Genomic DNA, 24,320 nt, shown 5'->3' on the forward strand with positions numbered 1-24,320 from the left:
CGCCACCCCACCGCGGGGCAGTGCGCTTAGACTCCTCCCGTGACATGCCGGTAGTTGTGGTCAGGGAGGAAGCTCGTCGTGAGCAGCAGGCCATCCCGAGGCGCTGCTCGCCTCGCAGCAATACTCGACGCTCTTCCGGACGCGCTGTTGCTCGTCAACGCCAACGGCACGGTCGTCAACGCGAATTCGATCGCCCTTGAGGTCATGGAGAGCCCCGGCACCGGGCTCGTCGGCCGCGGGGTGCTCGACCTCCTGCCCGAGTTCGACTCCAAGCTGATCCCCGGCTCCATGCGCCGGCCCGGTGAGGACGAGGGCGGGCGCGCCAAACCACAGCGGATGATCGCGCGCCGTACCGACGGCTCCGAGTTCCCCGTCGAGGTCACCAGCGCCCATCTCGACGGCCGTGACGCCTACCGCGAGCCCCAGCCCTCGTACACCGGCGACGAGCTGCTGATGCTCGTCGTACGGGACCTCTCCGAGACCGTGGACACCGAGGCCGAGCTGGCCCGCTCGCAGCGGCAGACCGAGATGATCCTGCGGGCGGCCGCCGAGGGCGTCGTGGGCACCGACACGGACGGCCGGGTCGTCCTGGTCAATCCGGCCGCGGCCCAGATCCTCGGCTACCGCGCCACCGACCTCGGCAACCGCGAGCTGCACGGGCTGATCCAGCACTCGCGCGCCGACGGTTCGCCGTTCCCCTTCGAGGAGTCCCCGCTCGCCGACACCCTGCGCAGCGGCCGCAAGCACCGGGTCCGCGGCCAGGTGCTGTGGAACAAGGCCGGGCAGCCGGTCGCCGTGGACCTGACGACCTCTCCCGTACGGGACGGGGAGCTGCTCGTCGGCGCCGTGATGACCTTCACCGACCGGCGCCGCTACGACGCCCTCGCGGCGCGCCACGCCCAGTTGCTGGCCGTGCTCGGCGACTCGCTGCGCGGTCCGCTGGACGAGCTGCGCGGGGAGCTGGCGACGCTGGCCGCCGATGACGCGGGCCAGCTGTGGCCGGAGGCCAACCAGCTGCTGCACCATCTGGCCGCCGGGTACTCCCGGATGACCACGCTGGTGGACAACGTGCTCGGCTTCCAGCGCCTGGACGCGGGCACGGACCGGCTCGCGAAGAAGAAGGTCCTGATCAACACGGTCGTCGCGGCCGGTGTCGACGGCGCCGTCGAGCTGATCGGGCCCGGGCGGGCCCAGTTCGCCATCCACGCGCCGACCATCGAGGCCGAGGTGGACGCGGAGCGGATCGCGACCGCGCTCGCGCACCTGGTCGCGGATGTCGCCGGGGTGGACGCCACCGGCAAGACGCCCCAGGGCAGCGGGTACATGGACTCCACGATCGTGGTGGCCGCCGCGCAGCGGGGTGATGTCGTACGGATCGAGGTGCGCGGCCCCTACGAGGGCGGCAACCCGGTGCACGAGCCGATCGTGCGGGGCATCGTGACCGCGCACGGCGGGGTGCTCCAGACGGTCGAGGTGCCGGGTGCTCCCGGCGGGGCGTACGTGCTGGAGCTTCCGCTGGGCGCGGGGGCCGGGACGGTGACGCTGCCCGAGCCGGCGGAGGAGCCGGAAGGCGACAAGGCGGCCGGGGGCGGCGACCGTGACGCGGCCAAGGCCGGCGGGCCCGCGGGTCCCGCCGGGCGGCGTGCCCGGCGCGGTGTGGACGCGTTCCTGGAGGACGAGGCGGCCGATGCCGCGGCGGCCTCCGCCAAGGCTCCCGAGGGCCGCGAGGGCGGGGGCGCGCTGGCGCTGCCGTCCGGTCGGCGCCGGGGCGGTGAGGCCGGCGCCCCTGACGCGGGGCCCGAGCTCGCGCAGTCCCCGGTGAACCCGGCGGGCCTGGGTACCGGGCGCCGTCGCGGCCGGGACGGCGACGGCAGCGGCGAGGGCGGCCAGGGCGGCCCCGGGCGGCCGGTGCCCCCGCAGGGCACCGCCATGCCCGCGCTGCCGCCGGTGCCGGTGCCCTCGATCCCGGCGACCGAGCATCCGGCCGCGCGCCGCAGGGCGCTGGGTCCGGCCGGCCCGGCCGCGCAGGCCGGTGGTCCGGTGCCGGCGACCGGGCTCGCCCCCGCGGCTCCGACAGCGGCTCCGGTACGGCCGATCGCGCCCGAGGGCGGCTTCGCACTGCCGGCCGGGCCGACCCCCGCCGCCGCGCCCGGCCAGGCCGCCGCGCCGGTTCCGCCGGCTTCGCAGACTCCTTCGGCACCTTCGGCTTCTTCCGCGCAACCCGTGCCTTCCGCACCGCAGGCCCCCGCCATGGCCGGTGCGGTGCCCGCTCCCGCCGGGACCGACGCCGAGGGCGAAGCCCCGGCCGGCCGTCGTGCCCGCCGGACCCTGAGCGCCCCCGCGGCGCAGCCCGAGGCTCCCGACGCGCAGGCCCCCGAAGTGGCGCCGGAGTCCGGGGAGCCGGTGCCCCCGACGGGTCGGCGCCGCGCACTGCCGGCGACTCCCGCGTGGCCCGTACCGTCGGCGCGGACCCCCGACGAGGACGACGCCGTCGCGGGGCCGCTCTCCGTACCCGGTGCCCGTCGTCCCCAGGAGGCCCCGGCGGAGTCCGGGCAGCCGATCAGCGTGCGTGCGCTCGGCACCCTGGGCCAGGGCATCTCCGTAGACGCCTCCGGCTCCGGGCGCCGTCGCCGGCTCGCCGAGCCCGCGCCCCAGGGGCGGGCGTTCGCCATAGGGGCCCCCGAAGCGGGCTCCGCCGAGGGACCCGAGCCGCTGGACGGCCCCGGTGGCGCCGTCGAGGTGGTCAACCGGCCCGTACCGGCGCCCGTGGACGACGAGCTGCCTCCGGAGCCCCTGGACAACCCGCGCCGGCTCCTGGTGTGGCCCGCGCCCGATGCGCAGACGCAGCAGGCGCTGAGCGACCGCGGCTACCGCCCGGTGATCGTGCATTCCCGCGAGGAGGTGGACGCGCAGATCGCCGCGTTCCCCGCCGCGCTGTTCGTGGACCCGCTCACGGGTCCCATCACCCGGACCGCCCTGCAGTCCCTGCGCCAGGCCGCGGTGGCCGCCGAGGTGCCCGTACTGGTCACGGCCGGGCTGGGACACGCCACGCGCGAGGCGGCGTACGGCGCCGATCCGGCCGTCCTCCTCAAGGCGCTCGCGCCCCGGGACAGCGAACAGCACCCTTCCCGGGTGCTGCTGATCGAGGAGCACGACGCGATCGCGACCGCGCTGACCGCCGCGCTGGAGCGGCGCGGCCTCCAGGTCGCCCGGGCCGGGGCCGACACCGATGCCGTGGAGCTGGCGACCCGGATGCGGCCCAACCTGGTGGTCATGGACCTGATGCAGGTCCGCCGTCGGCGCGCCGGGATCGTGGACTGGCTCCGTGCGAACGGACAGTTGAACCGCACTCCGCTGGTCGTCTACACGGCGACGGGGATCGAGCCCGCCGAACTGCCACGGCTGGCCTCGGGCGAGAGCGTGCTGTTCCTCGCCGAACGGGCCACCACGGCGGACGTGCAGGGCCGCATCGTGGACCTGCTGGCCAAGATCGGGACCAACTAGTCATCCTGGCCGCATGGCCATCATCGACACGCCCGAGCACACCGTCCCCGCCGACAACGGTGAGGTGAACCTGCTCATCGCCCGCCAGGTGGAGCCCGGCCACGAGGAGACGTTCGAGGCGTGGGCCCACGGGATCCTGGAGACGGCCGCGGCCTTCCCGGACCACCTGGGGTACGGGCTGTTCCGTCCGGCGACGGAGGGCGGGCCCTGGTTCCTGGTGCACCGCTTCCGCAACGAGGCGGCGTTCCGGCGCTGGCAGGACTCCGCCGAGCGGGCCCAGTGGTTCTCGAACTGCCTCGGCCACCACCACACGGAGATAGCCCGGCGGGAACTCCACGGGATGGAGACCTGGTTCGCCAAGCCGGGTACGACCCGGCCCGCGCCGCCGCGCTGGAAGATGGCGGTCAGCTCGGGGCTGGCCATCTTCCCGATCTCGCTCGCGGGCAACGCGGTGCTCGGGCCGTACCTGGTGGATCTGCACTTCGTCCTGCGGACGGCCGCCTTCGCCGTCGTCTTCAGCACCCTGATGACCTACCTGGCGATGCCGGCCGTCAGCAGGCTGCTGCGGCCGTGGCTGACGAAGTGAGCCACGGCTACTCCAGCCTGGTGACGGCCAGCTCACCGTCCGCGTACTGCTTGCGGATCACCTTCTTGTCGAACTTGCCGACGCTGGTCTTGGGGACCGCCTCGATGAGCGTCCAGCGCTCGGGCAGCTGCCACTTGGCGATCGACTGGCCGAGGAACGCGCGCAGCCCCGCGTAGTCCACGGTCGCGCCCTCCTTGAGGACGACGGTGGCCAGCGGCCGCTCGCCCCACTTGTCGTCGGGCACGGCGACGACCGCCGCCTCCGCGACCTCGGGGTGCGCCATCAGGGCGTTCTCCAGCTCCTGACTGCTGATCCATTCGCCGCCGGACTTGATGACGTCCTTGGCCCGGTCGGTCAGGGTGAGGAAGCCGTCCGCGCTGATCACGCCGACGTCGCCGGTCTTCAGCCAGCCGTCGGCGCTGAACTTGTCCTCCGGGCGGAAGGGTTCGCCGGCCGCCCCGCCGTAGTAGGCGCCCGCTATCCAGGCGCCGCGCACCTCCAGCTCGCCCGCCGACTCCCCGTCCCAGGGCAGGAAGTCACCGCCGGGGCCGACCAGGCGCGCCTCGACGCCCGCCGGGAAGCGGCCCTGGGTGATCCGGTACGGCCACTCCTCCTCGGCGCTCAGGCCGCCCGGCGGGTGCGCCATGGTGCCCAGCGGGGAGGTCTCGGTCATGCCCCAGGCGTGGCAGAGCCGGACGCCGAGCTTGTCGTAGGCCTCCATCAGCGAGGGCGGACAGGCCGCGCCGCCGATGGTGACCTGCTTCATCGAGCTCAGGTCGCGCGGGTTGGCGGTGACCTCGGCCAGCAGTCCCTGCCAGATCGTGGGGACGGCCGCGGCGTACGAGGGCTTCTCCCGCTCGATCATCTCGGCGAGGGGGGCCGGCTGAAGGAAGCGGTCCGGCATCAGCAGGTTGATGCCGGTCATGAACGTGGCGTGCGGCAGGCCCCAGGCGTTCACGTGGAACTGCGGGACGACGACGAGGGCGGTGTCCTTGTCGGTCAGCCCCATCGACTGGGTCATGTTGACCTGCATGGAGTGCAGGTAGATCGAGCGGTGCGAGTAGACGACGCCCTTGGGCTCCCCGGTGGTGCCGGAGGTGTAGCACATGGCGGCGGCCTGGCGCTCGTCCAGCTCGGGCCAGGCATAGGTGTCGGAGCGGCCCGCGAGCAGTTCCTCGTACTCGTGCACGCGCACGTCGAGGCCTTCGAGCACGGAGCGGTCGCCGACGCCGGAGACCACGACGTGGTCGATGGTCGGCAGGTGCGGCAGCAGCGGCGCGAGCAGCGGCAGCAGGGAGCCGTTGACCAGCACGACCCGGTCCGCGGCGTGATTGACGATGAAGACCAATTGCTCAGGGGGCAGCCGGAGGTTGAGGGTGTGCAGCACCGCGCCCATGGAGGGGATCGCGAAGTACGCCTCGACGTGCTCAGCGTTGTTCCACATCAAGGTGGCGACTCGTTCGTCCTGCTGGACGCCGAGCTCATCACGCAGAGCGTTGGCGAGGCGGGTGGCGCGGGTACCGATCTCGGCAAAGCTGCGGCGTTGCGGCTCAGCCTCCCCGGTCCAGGTCGTGACCTGGGACTTCCCGTGGATCGTCATCCCGTGTCGGAGTATGCGGGTGACGAGGAGCGGTACGTCCTGCATGGTGCTCAGCAAAGCGTCCTCCCGGAAGGCGCTGCGGCGCTGCGACGGCTACGGATGCTGCCGATTCTGCGCACGTACCGGTCGGCATGTCACTACCCGAATGTACAAACACGTCGAGTATTCGCCGCGTAAGCCAGTCGGCGGGATGTTTCACGTGAAACACCCGCTCTGTTTCACGTGAAACACGGCGCGCCCGTTTCACGTGAAACATCGCCCGGTCAGCGGATTGGGGTGAGCTCCGGATCCTCGCGGAGCTTGACCAGGGCGCGGGAGACGGCGCTCTTGACGGTGCCGACCGAGACCCCCAGGAGCTCGGCGGTCTGCACCTCGGTCATGTCCTCGTAGTAGCGCAGGACGACCATCGCCCGCTGCCGGTCGGGCAGCCGGGTCACCGCGCGCCACATGGCATCGCGCAGCGCCTGCGCCTCGGCGGGATCGGTGGCCGGGGCCGCTTCGATCTCGGGGAGCTCCTCGCAGGCGAACTCGTCGACCTTGCGCTTGCGCCACTGGGAGGTGCGGGTGTTGACCAGGGCCCGCCGGACATAGCCGTCCAGGGCGCGATGGTCCTCGATCCGGTCCCAGGCGACGTAGGTCTTCGCGAGGGCCGTCTGGAGCAGGTCCTCGGCATCGCACGGGTTGGCGGTGAGGGAGCGGGCGGTGCGCATCAGGACGGTGCCCCGGGTCCTTACGTACGCCGAGAACGACGGGTACGGCGTCGGATTCGAGGCGAGCGTGCACACAGGCGTGGTCATGTGTCCACGCTATGAGCGCGCTCCTCTCCTGGGATCGGCCGCAGGTGCCGAAGGGGGATCCGTCTCAGGTTGTAGGGGCGGAGCCCGCCCCACCTCCTGAAGGTGGAGGGGACGGGGTCCCTCGGTACCAGTGCGCAGGACCTCTTCAGCCGTCCGCGCCGAGGAACAGACCGGAGGTCGGCACCCCGGTACCGGCCGTGACCAAGGTGTGCGCCGCGCCTGCGACCTGGTTGACGGAGCTGCCGCGGAGCTGGCGGACGGCCTCGGCGATGCCGTTCATACCGTGCAGGTACGCCTCCCCGAGCTGGCCGCCGTGGGTGTTGACGGGCAGCGCGTCGGAGGCCATGAAGTCGGCGGCCTCTCCGGGCCCGCAGAAGCCGAACTCCTCCAGCTGCATCAGCACGAACGGGGTGAAGTGGTCGTAGAGGATGCCGACGTCGATGTCCGACGGACGCAGCCCGCTGGTCCGCCACAGCTGGCGGGCGACCACGTCCATCTCCGGGAGTCCGGTCAGGTCGTCGCGGTAGAAGGAGGTCATGGCCTCCTGGCGGCGGCCGGCGCCCTGCGCAGCCGCCGTGATCACGGCGGGTGCGTGCCTCAGATCCCTGGCCCGTTCGGTGCTGGTGACGACGAGGGCCTGGCCGCCGTCCGTCTCCTGGCAGCAGTCGAGCAGCCGCAGCGGTTCGACGATCCACCGCGAGGCGGCGTGGTCGGCGAGGGTGATGGGCTTGCCGTAGAAGTGGGCGGCGGGGTTGTTCGCGGCGTGGCGGCGGTCGGTGACCGCGACGTGGCCGAAGGCGTCGGGCGTCAGGTTGTAGGTGTGCAGGTAGCGCTGGGCGGTCATGGCCACCCAGGAGGCGGGGGTGAGCAGCCCCCAGGGCAGTGCCCAGCCGAGGGCGGCGCCCTCGGCGGACGGTTCGCGCTGCTGCACGCCGGAGCCGAAGCGGCGCCCGGACCGCTCGTTGAAGGCGCGGTAGCAGACCACGACCTCGGCGACCCCGGTCGCGACGGCGAGGGCGGCCTGCTGGACGGTGGCGCAGGCCGCGCCGCCGCCGTAGTGGATGCGGGAGAAGAAGGAGAGGTCACCGATGCCGGCCGCCTGGGCGACGGTGATCTCGGGGCTGGTGTCCATCGTGAAGGTGACCATGCCGTCGACATCGGCGGGGCTGAGCCCGGCGTCGTCGAGCGCGGCGTGGACGGCCTCGACGGCGAGCCCCAGCTCGCTGCGGCCTGAGTCCTTGGAGAACTCGGTCGCGCCGATGCCGGCGATGGCCGCGCGGCCGCCGAGTCCGTCGCGGTTGCGCACGCTCATGCCGGGCCCTCCTCGGCACCGAGGGTGACGGTGACGGTTCCGGTGACGTGGTGGCCGATCCCGTTGGCGCCGGTCACCCGGATCTCGGCGGTGTTCCCGTCCAGGGCGGTGACGGTGCCGGACAGGGTCATCGTGTCGCCGGGGTAGTTGGGGGCGCCGAGGCGGATGGCCACCTTGCGCAGGACGGCGTACGGCCCGAGGCGGTCGGTGATGTAGCGGCCGACCAGGCCGTTGGTGGTCAGGATGTTCATGAAGATGTCCGGGGAGCCCTTCGCCCTCGCGAGCTCGGCGTCGTGGTGCACGTCCTGGTAGTCGCGGGAAGCGATCGCGCCCGCGACGATCAGGGTGCGGGTCACCGGGATCTCCAGCGGCGCCAGTGTGTCGCCGACGTTCATGCGTCGTCCCCCTCGGGTGTGTCGGACACGTGCGGCGCGTCCGGTGCGTCCGGCACGTCCGGCACGTCCGGCTCTTCGGCGGATATGAGGGCGCCCAGCTCGGCCAGCAGCTCGCTGCCGCAGCCCAGGTACGCGTCCAGCTGGCGTCCCCACAGGAAGTGGCGGTGGACGGGGTGGTCCAGGTCGGCGCCCATCCCGCCGTGCAGGTGCTGGCCCGTGTGCACGACCCGCTTGCCCGCCTCGGAGGCCCACCAGGCCGCCGTCAGCGCGTGCTCGCGCGCCGGCAGCCCCGCGTCGATGCGCCAGGCCGCCTCGTAGGCGGTGACCCGGATCGCCTCGATGTCCATGTGGGCGTCGGCCGCGCGCAGCATGACCCCCTGGTTCGTGGACAGCGGGCGGCCGAACTGCTCACGGGTGGAGGTGTACTCCACGGCGCGGGCCAGCGAGCCCGCGCAGACCCCCGCCTGGAGCCCGGCGAAGGCGGTCCGGGCGGCGGCGAGGACCTGGTCGTGGGCGTCCCCGGCGCCGAGCCGCTCGGCCGGCGCACCGGTCAGCGTCAGCCGGCCCGCCGACCAGGGGGCCGTGGTCTCGACCGGCTCGGTGCGCACGCCGGGCGCGTCCGTCCGTACGAACCACAGGGCCCGGTCCGCGTCGGGGACCAGGACGTGGGTGGCCTCGCGGAGCCAGGGCACGACGGGCGCGGTTCCGGTGAGCCGCCCGTCCGGCGAGGCGGTGATCCGGCCGCGGGCCGGGAAGGCGCCGGTGGCCACCGCCTCACCCGTCCCGAGGGCGGGCAGCAGCCGGGCCCGCTGCTCGGGGCTGCCGTGTCCGGCGACCGGCAGGATGCCGTACACGCAGGTGGCGGCGTACGGGACCTGCGCGGTGGTGCGGCCCTGCTCCTCCAGCAGCAGCACCAGGCCGAGCAGGCCGACGTCCTCGACGGCGGCGGTCAGGCCGGCGGCGGTGAGGGCCTTCCACAGCTCGGCGCCGCTGCCGGTGCCCGCGGCGGCGAGGCGGTCGTGGGTGGCGAGGTCGCCGAAGATCCGGGCGGCGAGTCCGGCCGCGGCGGCCTGCTCCTCGGTGGGACGGAAGTCCATCAGCCCTCGCTCCCCCGGAAGACGGGCAGTTCCAGGTCTTCGTCCACGCGCAGGAACTCCAGCCGCACCGGCATGCCGATGCGCACCTTGTCGTACGGGACACCGGTGATGTTGCCGATCATCCGGACGCCCTCCGCGAGTTCGACGAGCGCGACCGCGTACGGCGGGTCGAAGGCCGGGAACGGCGGGTGGTGCATGACGACGTACGAGAAGACCGTGCCGGCTCCGGACGCCTCGACGGTGTCCCACTCCGGGCTCGCGCAGGCGTTGCAGCCGGGGAGCCACGGGAAGCGGAGCGTCGCGCAGGAGGAACAGCGCTGGATCAGCAGCCGGTGCGCGCGGACGCCCTCCCAGAACCCGTGGTTGTCACGGTTGATCACGGGGCGGGGGCGCCGGGCGGGCTGCTTCGGCGGCAGTGGCAGCGCGGGTTGCGGTGCCGCGGTCGCCGGCCGGTACTTGAGGATCCGGAAGCGGTGCGTCCCGGCGGGCTCGCCGTTCGCGCGGACGTCCATGCGGGTGGTCACGAAGTGGCCGGTGCCCAGCTTGGTCGTCTTGCGCGGCGACACCGACTCGATGACGGCGTCGAAGGTGACCGCGTCGCCCGGGCGCAGCGGCTTCAGGTACTCCTGCTCGCAGTCGGTGGCGACCACGGAGGTGCAGCCCGCGCCGTCGAGCAGCGCGAGGAGCTGATCGTAGGCGGAGGAGCGGTCACTGTGGCCGGAGAGCCCGCCCATCGTCCAGGCCTGGAGCATCGTGGGCGGTGCGATGGCGTCCGGACCGGTGTAGGCGGGGCTGGTGTCGCCCATCGCCTCGCACCAGTGCCGGACCATCGGCTCGTTGACCGGGTCCTTGGCGCGTCCGGCGGTGGCCGCGGGGCGCCCCTCGAAGGCCTTGAGCAGTTCGTGGAACCGGGCCGCCTCTTCGTCGGCCGTGGCCGTCATCGCTTCCTCCCCTTCATGCCGAGCCGCATCATGGCGACGATCTCCCGTTGGACCTCGCTGACCCCGCCGCCGAAGGTGTTGATCTGGGCGGCCCGGTTCATCCGCTCCAGTTCCCCGCCCGCGAAGGCCCCGGGCCCCCGGACGAGGGCTTCCTCGCCCACCACCTCCTGGCACATCCGGTACACCTCGACGGTGGATTCGGTGCCGAGGAACTTGACGCCGCTGGCGTCTCCGGGGGCGAGGGCGCCGGCGCCCACGTCCTGGACGAGGCGCCAGTTGAGCAGGCGTACGGCGGCCAGGCGGGCGTGCGCCTCGGCGAGCCGGGACCGCACCCAGGGCCGGTCGGCCGGGCGCTCGCCGGTCACCGGGTCGGGGGTGCGGGCGTGGCGGAGCGCGTCCTCGTAGAAGTCCTCGGCCTGCATGCCGATGGCGGCGAGGGCCACGCGCTCGTGGTTGAGCTGGTTGGTGATCAGTCCCCAGCCGCCGTGCTCGGGCCCGACGAGGTTGCCGGCCGGTACGCGCACGGAGTCGTAGTACGTCGCCGTGGTGGTCAGCCCGCCGACGGTCTCGATCGGGGTCCAGGCGAAACCGGGGGCGTCGGTGGGGACCAGGATGATGGAGATGCCCTTGTGCTTGGGTGCCCGCGGATCGGTGCGGCAGGCGAGCCAGATCCAGTCCGCGTTCTGGGCGTTGGAAGTGAAGATCTTCTGTCCGTCGATCACCCAGTCCCCGGCGGCGTCCCTGCCGGCGCCGTCGTCGTCGCGGACGGCCCGGGTGCGCAGTGAGGCGAGGTCGGTGCCGGCCTCGGGCTCGGAGTACCCGATGGCGAAGACGAGCTCCCCCGCGAGGATGCGGGGCAGGAAGTACTCCTTCTGCTCCCGCGTCCCGTACTTCATCAGGGTCGGGCCGACGGTGTTGAGGGTGACCATGGAGACGGGTGCCCCGGCCCGGTAGGCCTCGTCGAAGAACACGAACTGCTCGTCGGCGCCGCGGCCTTGGCCGCCGTACTCGACGGGCCAGCCCAGGCCGAGCAGCCCGTCGGCGCCGATGCGGCGCAGCAGCGCGCGCTGGGCCGCGGGGTCCTCGGGGGCTCCGTCGGGCAATAGATCGCGGAAGTACTCACGCAGTTCGGCGCGGAGCCTCAACTGACCTTCGGTCGGGGCGAGGTGCACGGCGCGGGCCTCCCGGACGACATCGACGAGTGAACCTGACTGTCCGTCAGATTCCTGGTCGGTGTCAAGGTCAGGGACGCGCGAGGGCGCCTGCGGTACCGGACCCCAGCCGGTCCGGTCACACAGGCGCCCTCAGTGGTCAGAGCGACTCAGGAAGCGTCTACGGCCACGGAAGGAAGTTCACCGCGATGTTCTGGCTCTCCTGGTTGAGCACCGTGGAGGCCGAGCCGTTGACCTGCGCGGTGTTGTTCTGGTTCGACGCACCGGAGCCCGTGGCGACCTGCTGCGAGGTGGCGGAATTGCCGTTGTTGTCGCCACCCACGCCGCTGCCGAGGACGCCGGCGACGCTCGCATTCGATCCGTCGTTCGCGAGGGCGCCATTGTCTGCCGAGGCAACCCCGCCGAGAACCGCGAGGGCGAGGGGGAGAGAGGCGATGACGGCGACGACGCGGGCGGTACGGATGCTTGCCATGTATTCATCCTCCAGAAAACCGAAATGGGCTTTGCTCCAGGACAGTTGGCCGACTGCCCGGATCGATCTGCGCGGTGACGTCTTCGCGAGATCAGAGTTGCCCACGAATCCCCGGCGAACCACCCGAGAGGCCCCGAATCCCCCGCAAGCATGAGCAACATCGGATAAACCTCATTCGCGCCCCCAACCCCCCAGGTCAGCGCCCTGTAACCCCTTGAAACCCGGGCGCCCCACGGGATGAACGTTCCGGCAAAACGGCGCACCCCGGACATGCCAATGAGGACCGCGTCGTTCGGGAACCCCACCGTTTCCCGAGCCTGCGGCCCTGCGCTACCAAGCTTCGCGCCCCCTGCGCGCCCCCGGCGCCCGCCGGGGCGATCACGCGGTGCCCCACGCCGGGGCACGGCACGGCGCGATCCACGGCCGTCACCGACCGGTCTCCAGCGCCTGCGTTCGCGTTACGTCTTACATCGACTGCGTGGACTGCGTGGACTGCGTGGACTGTCTGAGTTACATGCTCTGCGTGCTCGTCGTGCCCTGCACGGCCTGTGCGGCCTGTGCGGCCTGTGCGGCCTGCGTGCCTGCGTGACCCATGCGGTCCCGCTCGGCCAACGCGCTCTCCACGACCTCTACGGCTTGTACGGCTTCCACTGCTTGTACGTGGACTCGCAAGGGCTACGCGGCGAGCGCCAGCGCGTCGCGGGCGGCTCCGGCGGACGCTCCGGCCGGCATCGCAGCCGACGTTCGGGTGATCGATCGGCCCGTTGCTCCCGTCGGCGTACCAGCAGACGCTCCGGCAGGTGCTCCGTCGGACAGGGCGGCGGCAGCGGTGGTCGAGCGGCGGACGGACGGGGTCTTGCCGTGGGCCTCGGCGCGGATGCGCTGCTTGATGGTCGGCGGGAGCGAACCGCCCCGCATCATCGCCCGCCACGTCCGCCGGGCCATCATCACCGGGCGGCGCACGGCGGCGGTCGCGGGAACGGCGGCGGCGACGGGGACGCCGGCGGCGGAGGCGGCGGCCGGGGCCGTCTTACGGGCGAACCCGAGGATGGCGAAGAGCGCCACGAGAGCGGCGAGGACAGTGGTCCAGATCGACGTGGTGCTGCGGTGAGCCATGGCGGCGTGCCTCACTTCTCGATAGTCCGACGGACGATGTTCCGACGGGCGGATCTGCATACATTCGTCATGATGTGTTCGCAACCGCAGCGCTCCCACCACGCGCGCCGATCTTCCGACAAACACCACCCGGAAGGCCTACCGACGCCTCCGGGCCCCTGGACTCGCGCCCCGTGGCGATCGGCATGACGCTGATTCCATGAGCGCGTCACGGCCGGACCCGCCACCGCCTTCCGGCCCACCACAGCAGCCCTGGGGCCCGAGACCCCCCGCGCCACGCCGACGCAGGCGCTGGCCGTGGGTCGTGCTGGTCCTCGCGCTGTTGCTGGTCGGGGGCTGTGTGGCCGTCATCGGGGTCGTCGTCAACAAGGTCTCGAAGGAGTCGTCGCGCACCGTGCGGATCGCGTACGCGGCCGCCGGGAACACGCAGGACGTGGACATCACCTACTCGACCTGGCGCGACGGGAACCTGGAAGTGAACCAGGACAACGACGCGAGGCTGCCGTGGACCAAGGAGATCCACACGAAGGGCTTCCTCAAGGGCGGGGCGCTGGTCGTCACCCTCGGCCCGGACGGTGGCACCGCCACCTGCTCGGTGACGGTCGACGACGCCCGCCCGATCACCGCGACGGCCTCCGGAGCGTTCGCCTCGGCCGTGTGCAAGGGCTTCTGACCACCCGCTCCTGCCCCACTTCCGACCGCGCCGGGGGACGAAGAAGGGGCGCCCCTCACGAGGGGCGCCCCTTCGGACCCGCGCATGCGCCGGCCTGGTGCGGTGGGTGTGGGATTTGAACCCACGGTGACTCGCGCCACGACGGTTTTCAAGACCGTTCCCTTAGGCCGCTCGGGCAACCCACCTGGCCGGTACAGAGTACCGGCAGGTGGGGGGCGGGCGGGTCAGGAATTCTGGGCCTTGTCGTAGGCGGCCTTCGCCTCGTTGCCGAAGTACGGCCCGTACATCCGGTTGGGCAGGAAGCTGTAGCCGAAGCTGTTCACCGAGACCTGGGTGCCCAGGCCGGTGGCCTCGTTGAAGTCCTGGAGCCAGGGGCCGCCGCTGGAGCCGCCGGTCATGTTGCAGGCCAGGCTGTGGTCCTTGGTCAGCAGGAAGTCCTTACCGGTGTTCCCGCTGCAGTAGACCAGCTTGGTGCCGTCGTAGGGCGCCGCGGCGGGGAAGCCGAAGGAGTACATCTTCTTGTTGTAGCCGCCGTTGAAGAGGATTCCCTGGGCGCCGACCACCTGGCTGAGCTTCTGGCCGTTCAGCGGGGCGACGACGGCCAGGCCGACGTCCATGTTCATGTCCTCGCTGGCCGCCCACTGGTCGGTCGCGAAGGTCTTGGTGGCCGACCACTGGCCATAGGGCGCGTTGCCGTTGTTGTAGGCCGGGACGAAGACCCAGTTGGTGTGCCAGGCGCCCTGGTACTTCACGCAGTGCCCGGCCGTGATCACCGTGCTGCCGTTGGCGCTGGTGATGGAGTCTCCGGAGCAGGAGGCCGTCCGGTCTCCCATGGTGAAGAAGACCCGGCCGGAGGTCTTCACCACCGCGCCGCCGCCCGTCCACGCGCCGCCCGCCTGCGGGAAGGCCGTGGGGGAGGAGGCTGCCGTCGGGGCGACGGCCGTGGGCCGGTCCGCCGCGGTGACCGCGGTGCGGAGGGATCCCGGGGCCGCCGTCACATCGAGCGGGGTGGCGTTGCGCATCCGCTCGGCGGTCCAGAAGCCCCGGGTGTGCTGCTGCCGGAACGAGGCCGAGTCCGCGGGGGCGGCCGCCGAGGGGGTGGCCGCCGTCAGCGCGCCCGCGATCAGGGCGCCCGCCGCCAGGAGGACCGATGCTGCCGTGCGATGACGATTCACGCAGGACTCCTTCTGCCGTGCCCGGTCCGGTCGGTGCCGGGCAGGGTGGGGGTGAAGAGCTGTCGGTGCGGATCGGCTGCAGGGTCGCACGCAGGGCGCGAGATGTCAGGGGACGGTCAGAACGTTCGGGCGGTTCCGGCCAGGAATTGGCCAACTCCCTTCCCTCCGGGCCTCATACGGTGAGTGCCACCCCGGCGTACGAGACCCCGGCCACCACCACCCAGGCCCCGAGCCCCAGCACCGCGGCCCGCCCTCCCGTCCGGGCCAGCGTCGGCAGGTGCACCGCGCTCCCCAGACCGAACAGGGCCGCCGCGAGCAGGGCCTCCTGCGCGGTGTGCGCCCACTCCAGCGCTGCCTCCGGCAGCACCCCGGTGGCGCGCAGCCCGGCCGCCACCAGGAACCCGGCGACGAACAGCGGCACCGGCGCCGGCCTGCGTCCCGAGGCCGTGCGCACCCCGCGCCGGCGGGCCCGTACGGAGAAGGCCACGGCGGCCACCAGCGGGGCCAGCAGGGCCACCCGCATCAGCTTGACCAGCACCGCCTCGCCGAGCGCCCCCGGGCCGGCCGTCTGGGCGGTGGCCACCACCTGCCCGACGTCGTGGACGCTCGCGCCCACCCAGCGCCCGAAGGCCAGGTCGGAGAGGCCCAATGGCCCCTGGAGCAGCGGAAGTACCGCGATGGCCAGGGTGCCGCACAGCGTCACCAGTGCCACCGAGGAGGCCACGTCCTCCTCGTCGCTGCCGGACACCTCGCTGACCGCGCCGATCGCCGATGCCCCGCATATCGAGTAGCCGGTGGCTATCAACAGCGGCTGATCCCCCGGCAGTCCGAGCTTGCGGCCCAGCCAGAGCGTTCCGAAGAAGGTGGCCGCCACGACTCCGACGACCATCGCCACCGTCGCCCAGCCCAGCCGGAGCACCTGGTCCAGGCCCAGGCCGAGGCCCAGCAGGACGATGCCGATCCGCATCAGCCGTCGTCCGGCCAGGGAGAGCCCGGGGCGGGCGGTGCCGCGCACGAAGGTCCGTATGCCGGGGAGGTGGGCCACCGCGATGCCCAGGACCACCGAGGCCGTGAGCATCGGCACCGCCGGGACCAGCCAGTGGATGCTCCACGCGACGACGGCGCCCGCTGTCGCCAGCGCCAACCCCGGCCAGGAGGTGGATGTTTCACGTGAAACACGAGGCGCCCGCACCACCTGGTGGGTGGGGCGGTTCAGCAGCGCCATCAGTCGGTGGGGAGCGTGTAGACGCGGCGGACGCTGCTGCCGAGGCGGGCGACGTCGGCTCCGTAGACGTGCAGGGAGATCGCCGTCGTACGACAGGAGTTACGGACCTTGTGGATGTCGCCGGGCGGGGCGAACCCGCAGACGTCACCGGGGCCGTTGACCACCTCTTCGGTCGCCACCAGCCGGGCGCCGACGGATCCCGTGGCGGGGGCCAGCCGGTAGCGGAGCTCGCTCTCCTCGCCCTCGTGCACGCCGGCCACGCACCACGAGACGTGATCGTGGATGGCGGTCTCCTGACCGGGCAGCCACACCAGCGCCACCACCGAGAAGCTGCCGTCCGGCTCGGCGTGCAGGACGTGCTGGCGGTACCGGTCGGCGTGCCCCACCCGCTGCTCGGGAGTGAGCAGGTCGCGGGTGCCCAGGTGCGGGGCCACGCGCTCGCCGACCAGGTAGGCGGTCAGATCGGGGGCGAGTCCCCGGTCCACGACCGTGCGGATCTCACTGACGAGTGCGGCCATCCTCGCGGTGGTGCGGGCCTGGGTGGTGGTGGTCATATGGGCAGCGTCGAACAGTCAATCCATCACGTCCAACGACAGTTCTGACCCGAAATCCCAAGTACCGCTTATGGATCGCCCCGGCGAGATCGCCCGGTCAGCAGCCGACCCGGTTCGACGCCACCCGCTTCAGCTCGTCCAGCACCACCGCGGTCGCCGGGATCCGCAGATGGTCCCGGTACACGTACGCGGCGATGTGGCGCCGCGCGGCGGGTTGCAGCGGGCGCCCGCAGACCCGGGTCAGGGAGAGGGAGGGCAGCACCAGGGCGGGCATCATGGCCACGCCGAGCCCCTGGGCGACCAGGGACTGCACCACCAGGTTGTCATCGGTGGCGAACCGGATGTCGGGTACGAAGCCCAGCTCGGCGCACTCGTGCAGCAGGTTCGCCCGGCAGCGCGGGCAGCCCGCTATCCACCGCTCCTCGGCGAGGTCGCCCAGGTTCACGGCGCGGCGCCGGGCCAGCGGATGGCCGGTCGGCAGCAGCACCGTCAGCTGGTCCTCCAGCAGCCTGACCTCGGCGACCTCGTCCGGGATCTCCTCGTGCAGCCCCGGGTAGGTGAAGGCCAGGGTGATGTCGCACTCCCCGCGCTCCAGCCGCCGCAGCGACTCCGGGGGCTCCCCCTCCAGCAGCTCCACCTGTACGCCGGGATGGTTCTTGGCGAGGCCGCTGAGCGCCTCCGGGACGAGGGTGACGTTGGCGCTGGGGAAGCCGCAGAGCCGGACCCGGCCGGTGCGCAGCCGGGCGTACGCCTTCAGCTGGGCTTCGGCGGCGGAGAGACTGCCGAGGATGGACTCGGCGTGCCGGGCCAGGGACTCCCCGGCCTCGGTGAGCTGCATCTTGCGGCCCACGCGGGTGAACAGCGGGGTGCCGACGGCGCGTTCGAGCGCCTTCATCTGCTGGGTGATCGCGGGCTGCGTGTACCCCAGGACGCGAGCGGCCGCCGAGTACGACCCCGAGGCGACCACTTCGTGAAACGTACGTATGTGCCGCGAATCGAACACGGGGGAATCATAAGCGGACGTTGGGAGGGGCCGTAGACGGATTCCCGCCCACGGCCCCGCACCATCAGGCCACGGTTCTCTACTTGTCGCCGACCCGCGAGCCGAGCGTGATGTCGACCGTGTTCGGCTTGCCGTCGCGCACGTAGGTCAGCTTCACGACGTCGCCCGGCTTGTGCGTCCAGATCTCGCTGATCAGGCTCGGGCCGCTGTCGATCGGCTTGCCGCCGAACTGGGTGATGAGGTCGCCGGGCTTCAGGCCCGCCTTGCCGGCCGGACCGTTCGGGTCGACCAGGTCGCCGGCGGAGGCCCCGCTGTCGGAGATCTTGGCGCCCTCCGCCTTGGACTGGATGTCCACGGAGACCGAGATCACCGGGTAGACCGGCTTGCCCGTCTTGATCAGCGACTCGGCGACGTTCTTCGCCTGGTTGATCGGGATGGCGAAGCCGAGGCCGATGGAGCCGGCCTGGCCGCCGCCGAAGCCGCCGTTGCCGGCGGACTGGATGGCGGAGTTGATGCCGATGACCGCGCCGCGGCCGTCGATCAGCGGGCCACCGGAGTTTCCGGGGTTGATCGAGGCGTCCGTCTGGAGCGCGCTCATGTACGAGTTCTTGCTGCCGGAGCCGTCACCGGAGGCCACCGGGCGGTTCTTGGCACTGACGATGCCCGTCGTGACCGTGTTGGAGAGGCCGAACGGCGCGCCGATCGCGATGGTCGGGTCGCCGACCGCGACCTTGTCGGAGTCACCCAGCGGCAGCGGCTTGAGGCCGGACGGCGGGTTCTTCAGCTTCAGCACGGCCACGTCGTAGCCCTGGGCACGGCCGATCACCTCGGCGTCGTACTTCTTGCCGTCGGAGAAGGTCGCGGAGAGCTTGCCGCCGTTCGCGGCGGAGGCCACCACGTGGTTGTTGGTGAGGATGTGGCCCTGCTGGTCGTAGACGAACCCGGTGCCGGTGCCGCCCTCGCCGTCGCCGGCGGAGGCCTCGATGGTGACGACGCTGGGCAGCGCGCCGGCGGCCAGACCCGCGATGGAGCCGGAGTCCCTCTTGAGGTCCTTCGGGGTGTTGCCGGCGGTGATCGTGGTCGAGCCGATGCCGTTGCCGCCCGCGTCGTTGCGCTCGGCGGCCCAGTAACCGATGCCGCCGCCGACGCCGCCCGCGAGGAGGGCCGCCACGAGCACGGCGGCGAGCAGGCCGCCGCGGCCCTTCGGCTTGGGCGCCGGCTGGCCGTCGGCCGCGAGGTGAGCGCCCCAGCCGCCGTGGCCGCCGCCACCGTAGGCCGGGACGGTGGGCGGGGCCGGAGGCCAGCCCTCGGCGCCGTACGCGGCCGGGGCCGGGGCCTGCGGCGCGGGCGGCTGACCAGGGTGACCCGGCTGGCCGGGCTGGCCCGGGTGACCGTAGGCGGGAGCCGGGCCCTGCTGGCCGTAGGCCGGGGTCGGCGGGATCTGCTGGGTGGGCTCGGTCCCCGGTGCCGGGGTCGGCGGGATCTGCTGGGTCACCGGCTCGGCGGCGGCCGGCGCGGGACCCTCGGCGGGCGCCGCGTCAGCGGGTACGGCGGCCGGCGCGGGCGCCGCGGACGTCTCGGCGGCCGGGGCCGCGTCGGCGTTGGGAGCGGCCACCGGCACTGGGGGTGCGGACGGGGCCGCGGGGGGCGTAGGGGCCGCGGTGCCCTCGTTCTCGGTGCTCACAGCGCTCTCTCCTCGTCACACACAACACACACGGCTTCTGCACTATCGGGACCATCGGGGTGATGTCGGACAAGCTGAACGTTCGACATTCCGCACAAGTTCCTGGGCAAGCCTTTCCCATCACCCGTCAGAGCACTGTAAGCCGGACCTGTGCGTCACCCCCCATCCTTTATCCCCGGCATTTCGGACGCATCCCCAGGGCTCCCCCCGACGTACGGCACCCGCTCGGTGGCACCATGACCCGGTGACCCACGCAACGCCGCGCCCCATCCAGGTCGTCGCCCACCGCGGCGCCTCGGAGGATGCCCCCGAACACACCCTGGCCGCCTATCGCAAGGCCATCGAGGACGGCGCCGACGCGCTCGAATGCGATGTCCGGCTCACCGCGGACGGCCACCTGGTCCTGGTCCACGACCGCCGGGTGAACCGCACCTCCAACGGCCGCGGCGCCGTGTCCGCCCTGGAGCTCGCGGAACTCGCCGCCCTCGACTTCGGCTCCTGGAAGGACCGCGAGGAGTCCCCCGACTGGGACGCGGACCCCGAGCGGACCTCCGTCCTCACGCTGGAGCGCCTGCTCCAGCTGGTTTCCGACGCCGGGCGCCCGGTGGCCCTCGCGATCGAGACGAAGCACCCCACCCGCTGGGCCGGACAGGTGGAGGAGCGCCTCCTCTTCCTCCTCAAGCGCTTCGGCCTGGACGCTCCGCCCGCCGACGGCCCGCACCCGGTCCGGGTCATGAGCTTCTCCGCGCGCTCGCTGCACCGGGTGCGGGCGGGCGCGCCGACGATCCCGACGGTCTACCTGATGCAGTTCATCTCCCCGCGGATGCGGGACGGGCGGCTGCCGGCCGGTGTGAAGATCGCCGGACCGGGCATGCGGATCGTGCGCAACCACCCCGCCTACATCCGCAAACTCCAGGCCGCGGGCCACTCCGTACACGTGTGGACCGTAAACGAGCCAGAAGACGTTCAGCTCTGCGCTGATCTAGGTGTCGAAGCGATCATTACGAACAGACCGCGACAGGTTCTGTCACAGCTGGGGCGCTGACATCCCGGTTTGCGCACCCGCCCCGCAGGGCCCGTCCGTCACAGGGTGTGCCCCGGCGCATCCGCTCCGCGTTCAGTGGTCATGAATGCGTCAGAGCTCTCCGTTTCGGCGGTTTCCGGTCCAGGCCACGGGGGCATCCAGACCATGGCGTGGGGCTAAGGAGGTTCCGGGGGTGGCGTTGGTGGTGGCACAAGAAGTGCCCACGTCGTCGTGCGTGGACGTGACCCATGGTCCTGCGGGCGTGGGCGAGGCGAGGCACCGCATGCGCGAGCAATTGCGCATGAGCGGGGTGTCCGAATCGGTCGTGGACGACGCCGTACTGATCCTTTCCGAACTTCTCAGCAATGCCTGCCGACACGGCCGGCCGCTGGGCTCCGGGGAGATCGGGGACGGGGAGATACGCGCCGCCTGGCGCGTCGACAGGGCTGGGCGGCTGACGGTCGAGGTCACGGACGGGGGCGGACCCACCCGCCCGGTTCCGGCCACGCCCTCGGTCACCGCGCGGGGCGGCCGGGGGCTGAACATCATCAGCGCCCTGGCCCAGGACTGGGGTGTCCGGGACGGTGCGGCGGGCGAGGTCACCGTATGGGTGATCGTCGCGTGCGGGGCCCGGCACGAGGATTTCGCTACGCGCGTTGCGCCCCCGGCGATCGACTTCGTCACGGCCTTCGACGATCTGAGTTCCTGACCGGATTCCGCTCGGAATCAGGCCGGGATCCGGACGGAATCCAGACGGAATCCGCTCGTGATTCCACACGCGGCCGACCGGGAGCGCACGCCGACCGTGCTCCCGGCCGCACCCCGCCGGTTGCGGCGGTACGAACGGCTAGGCTCGCGCCAGACACAACGCCGTACCGCCGCAACCGGGAGACACCCACGATGGCCAAGAAGCGCCCCGCAGCGAAGACTGCAAAGCCGCAGCTCAACAACGGGGAGATCCCGGTGGTGGGCGCCCGCGAGCCCTGCCCCTGCGGATCCGGCCGCCGCTACAAGGCCTGCCACGGCGCCGCCGCCGCGCACGCCGTCACCGAGCACGTCCAGCGCCCGTTCGAGGGTCTGCCCGGCGAGTGCGACTGGGTCGCGCTGCGCGAGCTCGTCCCGGCGGCGACCATCCCGCTCACCCTCAAGGGCGGACTGCCCGAGGGCGTCCCGTCCGTCACGCTGGTGACCGTACTCCCCATGGCCTGGCCCGCGCTGCGCCGTGAGGACGGCTCCGTCCTCCTCGGCCTGCAGAACGACTCGACCACCGGGGACCTCTCCCGGGACATGGCCGACACCCTGGAGCGCGCGCTCGTCGCGGAGCCGGGAACTCCGGTTCCGGCCCGCCGAGTTCCCGCCGAGGGTCCCCGACTTCAGGATCTCCTGGACACGGACGGCGCTTTCGAGCCGGTTGTGCACAGCGGCTTCGAATTCTGGATTCCGGAATCGGAGAGTGCCCAGAACTCCTCTCCGGAGATCGCCGCCTCGCTGGAGCGCGCCAACGCGGCCGCCATCCCGACGGTCAAGCTGGCCGGCGTGGACGCGGCCTACTGGTGCGAGACCCCGGAGAAGAACCACCTGCGCTGGGTCATGCCGCACGCCGAGGAGAAGCTGCTCGACGCCCTCGCGCGGCTGCACGCCGCCGGCACGTCCTCCCTCGGCGAAGGCACCAAGCTCGTTGGTTCCTTCCGCGCCCACGGCCTGATGGTCCCCGTCTGGGACCTGCCCACCGGGGTCACCGCCGACGACGTCGAGAAGCCCGCCGCGGAGTTCGCCGAGCGGCTGGTCGCGGCCCTCGCCGCGGACGCCCCGCTCACCACGGAAGAGCGCCGGGCGCGCGGTGGACTGACCAACCGCCAGGTCACGCTGAGCTGACGGCCGCACACGCGCGGGTCCGGTGACTGGGGTCACAACTCCCGCTAATCGCCTGCAAATCGGTGTCTGAATATCAGAGATCGAATTTGCGAACAGGCGATCTCTTGTTACGGTTCTTGTAGCCCGGTCGCTGGTGCATCCCCCGTCGCCAGCGACCGGGCCCTCATATTTCCCACGCTGTTCAACCATCTCGCGGTGCCGGTGAGTTGCTCCCGGACCGCAGCAGCAGCGCCCCTTCATCATCCGGAACTGCAAACTCCGCAACAGCCGAGTAGTCGTCCTGCGTTCCCGTCGATGCCTCGCGCGGCGTCTCGCACAGCCCCGGCTCGTCGCCCGCGTTGATCCCGCAGCGGATCTGCACCGTGCGTCCCGCCGGTCCCATCACCGTCAACACGGCTTCCAGCGGACGGCCGCTGGTGTTGCGGTAGTAGCTGCGGCCCCAGGTCCGGCCCTCGCCCACCAGCACACAAGTCTGCGCTTCCACGCCCTGGGGCGAGGAGAGTTCGGGGCCGCACTGGGAAGCCGTACGGGGCTGCTCCGCCGGACCGGGCGATCCCGCTTCGGCGGCCCGGCCGGCCGGCCTCGCGGAATCGGCGGACTCGCCCGAACGCCCCGAACGGCCCGGCTGGTCCGGGCGCGCCCCACCCGACGTACGCGTGGAGTCCGCCGGATCGGACAGTCCCAGCGAGGTGAGCAACCCCCCGCCCTTTCCGTCATCCTGACCGGCGAAATCCGGCCCGGCGATCGCTCCCGCGAGGGGAAGCGACAAGATGACCAGCACACCGGCACCGATACCGATCAAGCGGAGATTCATTCGCCGAAGATAGCGACGCCGGAATGGGGCTCGGAGATCCCCGCGCCCAATTCCCTTGGAAACTCGCCCCGCTGACACCCGTACGAGTGATGCGGCGAATGGGTTGTCGCGCGGAGAACGATCAGTATGCGAGCCGGCTGCCGCCGCCGGGCGCCCCGCTGCTCGCCTCGACCAGCGCGTGGACGACGTCCTCGACCTCCGGCAGCCACAGGCCGTCGGAACCGGCCACCGGCTCCCGCTCCCAGTGCACCTGACCGCCGCCGGACGCGGCGGAGGGCGGCAGCAGCAGATAGCCGCCCTCGCCGTGGAAGCGCAGCGAGGAGGGCACGTGGTCCTTGGAGTAGAGGAGTTCGCCGAGCCGCTCCAGCGAGTACGGAGCCACCAGCAGCGACCACCGGGTCGGCGACGCGACGATCGGGCCGAGCCGCATGCCCTGCGCGTCCAGCCGTACGACGGCGCGCGCGGCGGCGACCGCCGGGAGGCTCACCGCGCAGGGGGCGGTCCCGCCCGTGGCCAGCAGCACCGGGGCCGAGGGCCGCCTGGCCCACCACCAGGCCACCATGCGGGCGTCGGCGCTGGCGGCGAGCAGCCCCGGATCGAAGGGATGCGCGCCGGGCACCACGCAGTCGGGGTCGGGGCAGGCGCACCGCGCGCTGTCGGCGCCGGAGCGGCCGACTCCGGGCAGCACCGGCCACTGCCAGGCGGTGGCGCAGGTCAGCGCCGCGTCGAGGAGGGTCGGGGTACGGGTCACCGGGGTGCGGTTCGTCGGGGTTCGCGTCGTCGGGGTTCGCTTGGCCGGAGTACGGGTCGCCGGAGTACGAGTCGCCGGGGCATGGGTCGTCGGGGTGCGGGTCGTCGGAGTGCGGCCGTCCGCCGCGCGGTAGCCCGGGAACCGGGCGGCCGAGCACAGGGACCGCAGACGATCGCGGAGCCGCTGGAGACGCCTTCCGAGGATCTCGCGCATGAGCGCTCGTTCCTTTCCGTTGAACGCCGAGGGCCACATCACACCATGTAAGCGGTGTTTCACCACACGTACACGTTTCGCGTCACTGTCCGCCTTGAAGCAGGTTCACACGGTTCGTGCCGGTTTCTTACGGGTCCATGAAACGTCCGGCGGGGCGGAGCGCAACCCGCGCCGATACCCAGACCGGCTGCCGCCGCTAAGGACGACGGCTCGTGCCGGGCGGTTCCCGGCGGGTGCCGGACCACGTCAACTCTCCCTGGGCATCACCGATTACGTACCCGGAGCGACTTCGACGCCCGCTCAGTCGATCGCAAAAACAGCCCGCTTCCAGCTTTTT

General features: G+C 72.2%; 22 protein-coding genes and 1 tRNA gene. 6 read left to right on the forward strand and 17 right to left on the reverse strand.

All coding sequences use genetic code 11. The features are described from left to right. The first annotated feature begins 78 nt into the window (after window positions 1-78). Window positions 79-3,504 carry a PAS domain-containing protein gene (locus EES41_RS18135; RefSeq protein ID WP_123079488.1) on the forward strand — a complete coding sequence of 1,142 codons (3,426 nt, stop codon included), beginning with the start codon at window positions 79-81 and terminating at the stop codon, window positions 3,502-3,504. 13 nt (window positions 3,505-3,517) lie between these two features. Then, complete coding sequence (locus tag EES41_RS18140) at window positions 3,518-4,090, forward strand: antibiotic biosynthesis monooxygenase (RefSeq protein WP_123079489.1); 573 nt, start codon at window positions 3,518-3,520, stop codon at window positions 4,088-4,090. A gap of 7 nt (window positions 4,091-4,097) precedes the next feature. Here the strand turns inward: EES41_RS18140 and EES41_RS18145 are convergent, their stop codons facing one another. From EES41_RS18145 to EES41_RS18185, 9 genes are all read right to left on the reverse strand, one after another. Beyond that, entirely contained in the window at window positions 4,098-5,747 is a 1,650-nt protein-coding gene (locus EES41_RS18145) for a long-chain fatty acid--CoA ligase (protein ID WP_123079490.1), read from the reverse strand. Between the two features lie 206 nt (window positions 5,748-5,953). Then, window positions 5,954-6,487 (reverse strand): SigE family RNA polymerase sigma factor, encoded by a 534-nt coding sequence (locus EES41_RS18150; RefSeq protein WP_123079491.1) that lies wholly within the window; start codon window positions 6,485-6,487, stop codon window positions 5,954-5,956. Window positions 6,488-6,632: 145 nt separating this feature from the next. Then, entirely contained in the window at window positions 6,633-7,799 is a 1,167-nt protein-coding gene (locus tag EES41_RS18155; RefSeq protein ID WP_123079492.1) for a lipid-transfer protein, read from the reverse strand. After that, window positions 7,796-8,194, reverse strand: coding sequence for a MaoC family dehydratase (locus EES41_RS18160; protein WP_073797714.1), 399 nt, complete (start codon window positions 8,192-8,194; stop codon window positions 7,796-7,798). Before EES41_RS18160 ends, EES41_RS18155 begins: the two co-directional genes overlap by 4 nt. Continuing rightward, window positions 8,191-9,291, reverse strand: a complete 1,101-nt coding sequence (locus EES41_RS18165; protein ID WP_123079493.1) for an acyl-CoA dehydrogenase family protein — start codon at window positions 9,289-9,291, stop codon at window positions 8,191-8,193. Before EES41_RS18165 ends, EES41_RS18160 begins: the two co-directional genes overlap by 4 nt. Continuing rightward, window positions 9,291-10,232: a bifunctional MaoC family dehydratase N-terminal/OB-fold nucleic acid binding domain-containing protein gene (locus EES41_RS18170; RefSeq protein WP_123079494.1), complete on the reverse strand. Its 942-nt coding sequence runs from the start codon at window positions 10,230-10,232 to the stop codon at window positions 9,291-9,293. Before EES41_RS18170 ends, EES41_RS18165 begins: the two co-directional genes overlap by 1 nt. Then, window positions 10,229-11,404, reverse strand: a complete 1,176-nt coding sequence (locus EES41_RS18175; protein WP_123079495.1) for an acyl-CoA dehydrogenase family protein — start codon at window positions 11,402-11,404, stop codon at window positions 10,229-10,231. Before EES41_RS18175 ends, EES41_RS18170 begins: the two co-directional genes overlap by 4 nt. A 160-nt stretch (window positions 11,405-11,564) precedes the next feature. Next, window positions 11,565-11,876: a hypothetical protein gene (locus tag EES41_RS18180; protein ID WP_123079496.1), complete on the reverse strand. Its 312-nt coding sequence runs from the start codon at window positions 11,874-11,876 to the stop codon at window positions 11,565-11,567. Between the two features lie 675 nt (window positions 11,877-12,551). Next, window positions 12,552-12,992: a DUF6344 domain-containing protein gene (locus tag EES41_RS18185; protein ID WP_123079497.1), complete on the reverse strand. Its 441-nt coding sequence runs from the start codon at window positions 12,990-12,992 to the stop codon at window positions 12,552-12,554. 304 nt (window positions 12,993-13,296) lie between these two features. Here EES41_RS18185 and EES41_RS18190 point away from each other — a divergent pair, with 304 nt between their 5' ends. After that, window positions 13,297-13,665 (forward strand): hypothetical protein, encoded by a 369-nt coding sequence (locus tag EES41_RS18190; protein WP_123079498.1) that lies wholly within the window; start codon window positions 13,297-13,299, stop codon window positions 13,663-13,665. A 100-nt stretch (window positions 13,666-13,765) separates the two neighbouring features. Here EES41_RS18190 and EES41_RS18195 read toward each other — a convergent pair. From EES41_RS18195 to EES41_RS18220, 6 genes are all read right to left on the reverse strand, one after another. Continuing rightward, window positions 13,766-13,850, reverse strand: a tRNA-Ser gene (locus EES41_RS18195). Between the two features lie 39 nt (window positions 13,851-13,889). After that, window positions 13,890-14,840 (reverse strand): serine protease, encoded by a 951-nt coding sequence (locus EES41_RS18200; protein ID WP_123079499.1) that lies wholly within the window; start codon window positions 14,838-14,840, stop codon window positions 13,890-13,892. Window positions 14,841-15,012: 172 nt separating this feature from the next. Then, entirely contained in the window at window positions 15,013-16,065 is a 1,053-nt protein-coding gene (locus tag EES41_RS18205; RefSeq protein WP_123079500.1) for a YeiH family protein, read from the reverse strand. Further along, window positions 16,065-16,619 (reverse strand): cysteine dioxygenase family protein, encoded by a 555-nt coding sequence (locus tag EES41_RS18210; protein ID WP_123079501.1) that lies wholly within the window; start codon window positions 16,617-16,619, stop codon window positions 16,065-16,067. Before EES41_RS18210 ends, EES41_RS18205 begins: the two co-directional genes overlap by 1 nt. Before the next feature lie 97 nt (window positions 16,620-16,716). Beyond that, the gene (locus EES41_RS18215; RefSeq protein ID WP_123079502.1) at window positions 16,717-17,622 is read right to left on the reverse strand and encodes a LysR family transcriptional regulator; all 906 of its coding nucleotides are present in this window, start codon (window positions 17,620-17,622) and stop codon (window positions 16,717-16,719) included. Window positions 17,623-17,701: 79 nt separating this feature from the next. Then, window positions 17,702-19,306, reverse strand: a complete 1,605-nt coding sequence (locus EES41_RS18220; RefSeq protein WP_123079503.1) for a S1C family serine protease — start codon at window positions 19,304-19,306, stop codon at window positions 17,702-17,704. Between the two features lie 244 nt (window positions 19,307-19,550). On the opposite strand from EES41_RS18220, the gene EES41_RS18225 reads away from it, so the two are divergent. From EES41_RS18225 to EES41_RS18235, 3 genes are all read left to right on the forward strand, one after another. Then, window positions 19,551-20,351, forward strand: coding sequence for a glycerophosphodiester phosphodiesterase (locus tag EES41_RS18225; protein ID WP_123079504.1), 801 nt, complete (start codon window positions 19,551-19,553; stop codon window positions 20,349-20,351). A gap of 85 nt (window positions 20,352-20,436) precedes the next feature. Continuing rightward, complete coding sequence (locus tag EES41_RS18230; RefSeq protein ID WP_123079505.1) at window positions 20,437-21,039, forward strand: ATP-binding protein; 603 nt, start codon at window positions 20,437-20,439, stop codon at window positions 21,037-21,039. A 191-nt stretch (window positions 21,040-21,230) separates the two neighbouring features. Beyond that, window positions 21,231-22,205, forward strand: a complete 975-nt coding sequence (locus tag EES41_RS18235) for a DUF5926 family protein (RefSeq protein ID WP_008741027.1) — start codon at window positions 21,231-21,233, stop codon at window positions 22,203-22,205. 181 nt (window positions 22,206-22,386) lie between these two features. Here the strand turns inward: EES41_RS18235 and EES41_RS18240 are convergent, their stop codons facing one another. Both EES41_RS18240 and EES41_RS18245 read right to left on the reverse strand, forming a co-directional pair. Then, entirely contained in the window at window positions 22,387-23,019 is a 633-nt protein-coding gene (locus EES41_RS18240) for a hypothetical protein (RefSeq protein WP_164495876.1), read from the reverse strand. 121 nt (window positions 23,020-23,140) lie between these two features. Then, window positions 23,141-23,983: a bifunctional DNA primase/polymerase gene (locus tag EES41_RS18245; protein WP_308299603.1), complete on the reverse strand. Its 843-nt coding sequence runs from the start codon at window positions 23,981-23,983 to the stop codon at window positions 23,141-23,143. Window positions 23,984-24,320: the final 337 nt, after the last annotated feature.

Source organism: Streptomyces sp. ADI95-16 (assembly GCF_003721495.1).
Classification (GTDB): Bacteria; Actinomycetota; Actinomycetes; order Streptomycetales; family Streptomycetaceae; genus Streptomyces; species Streptomyces goshikiensis.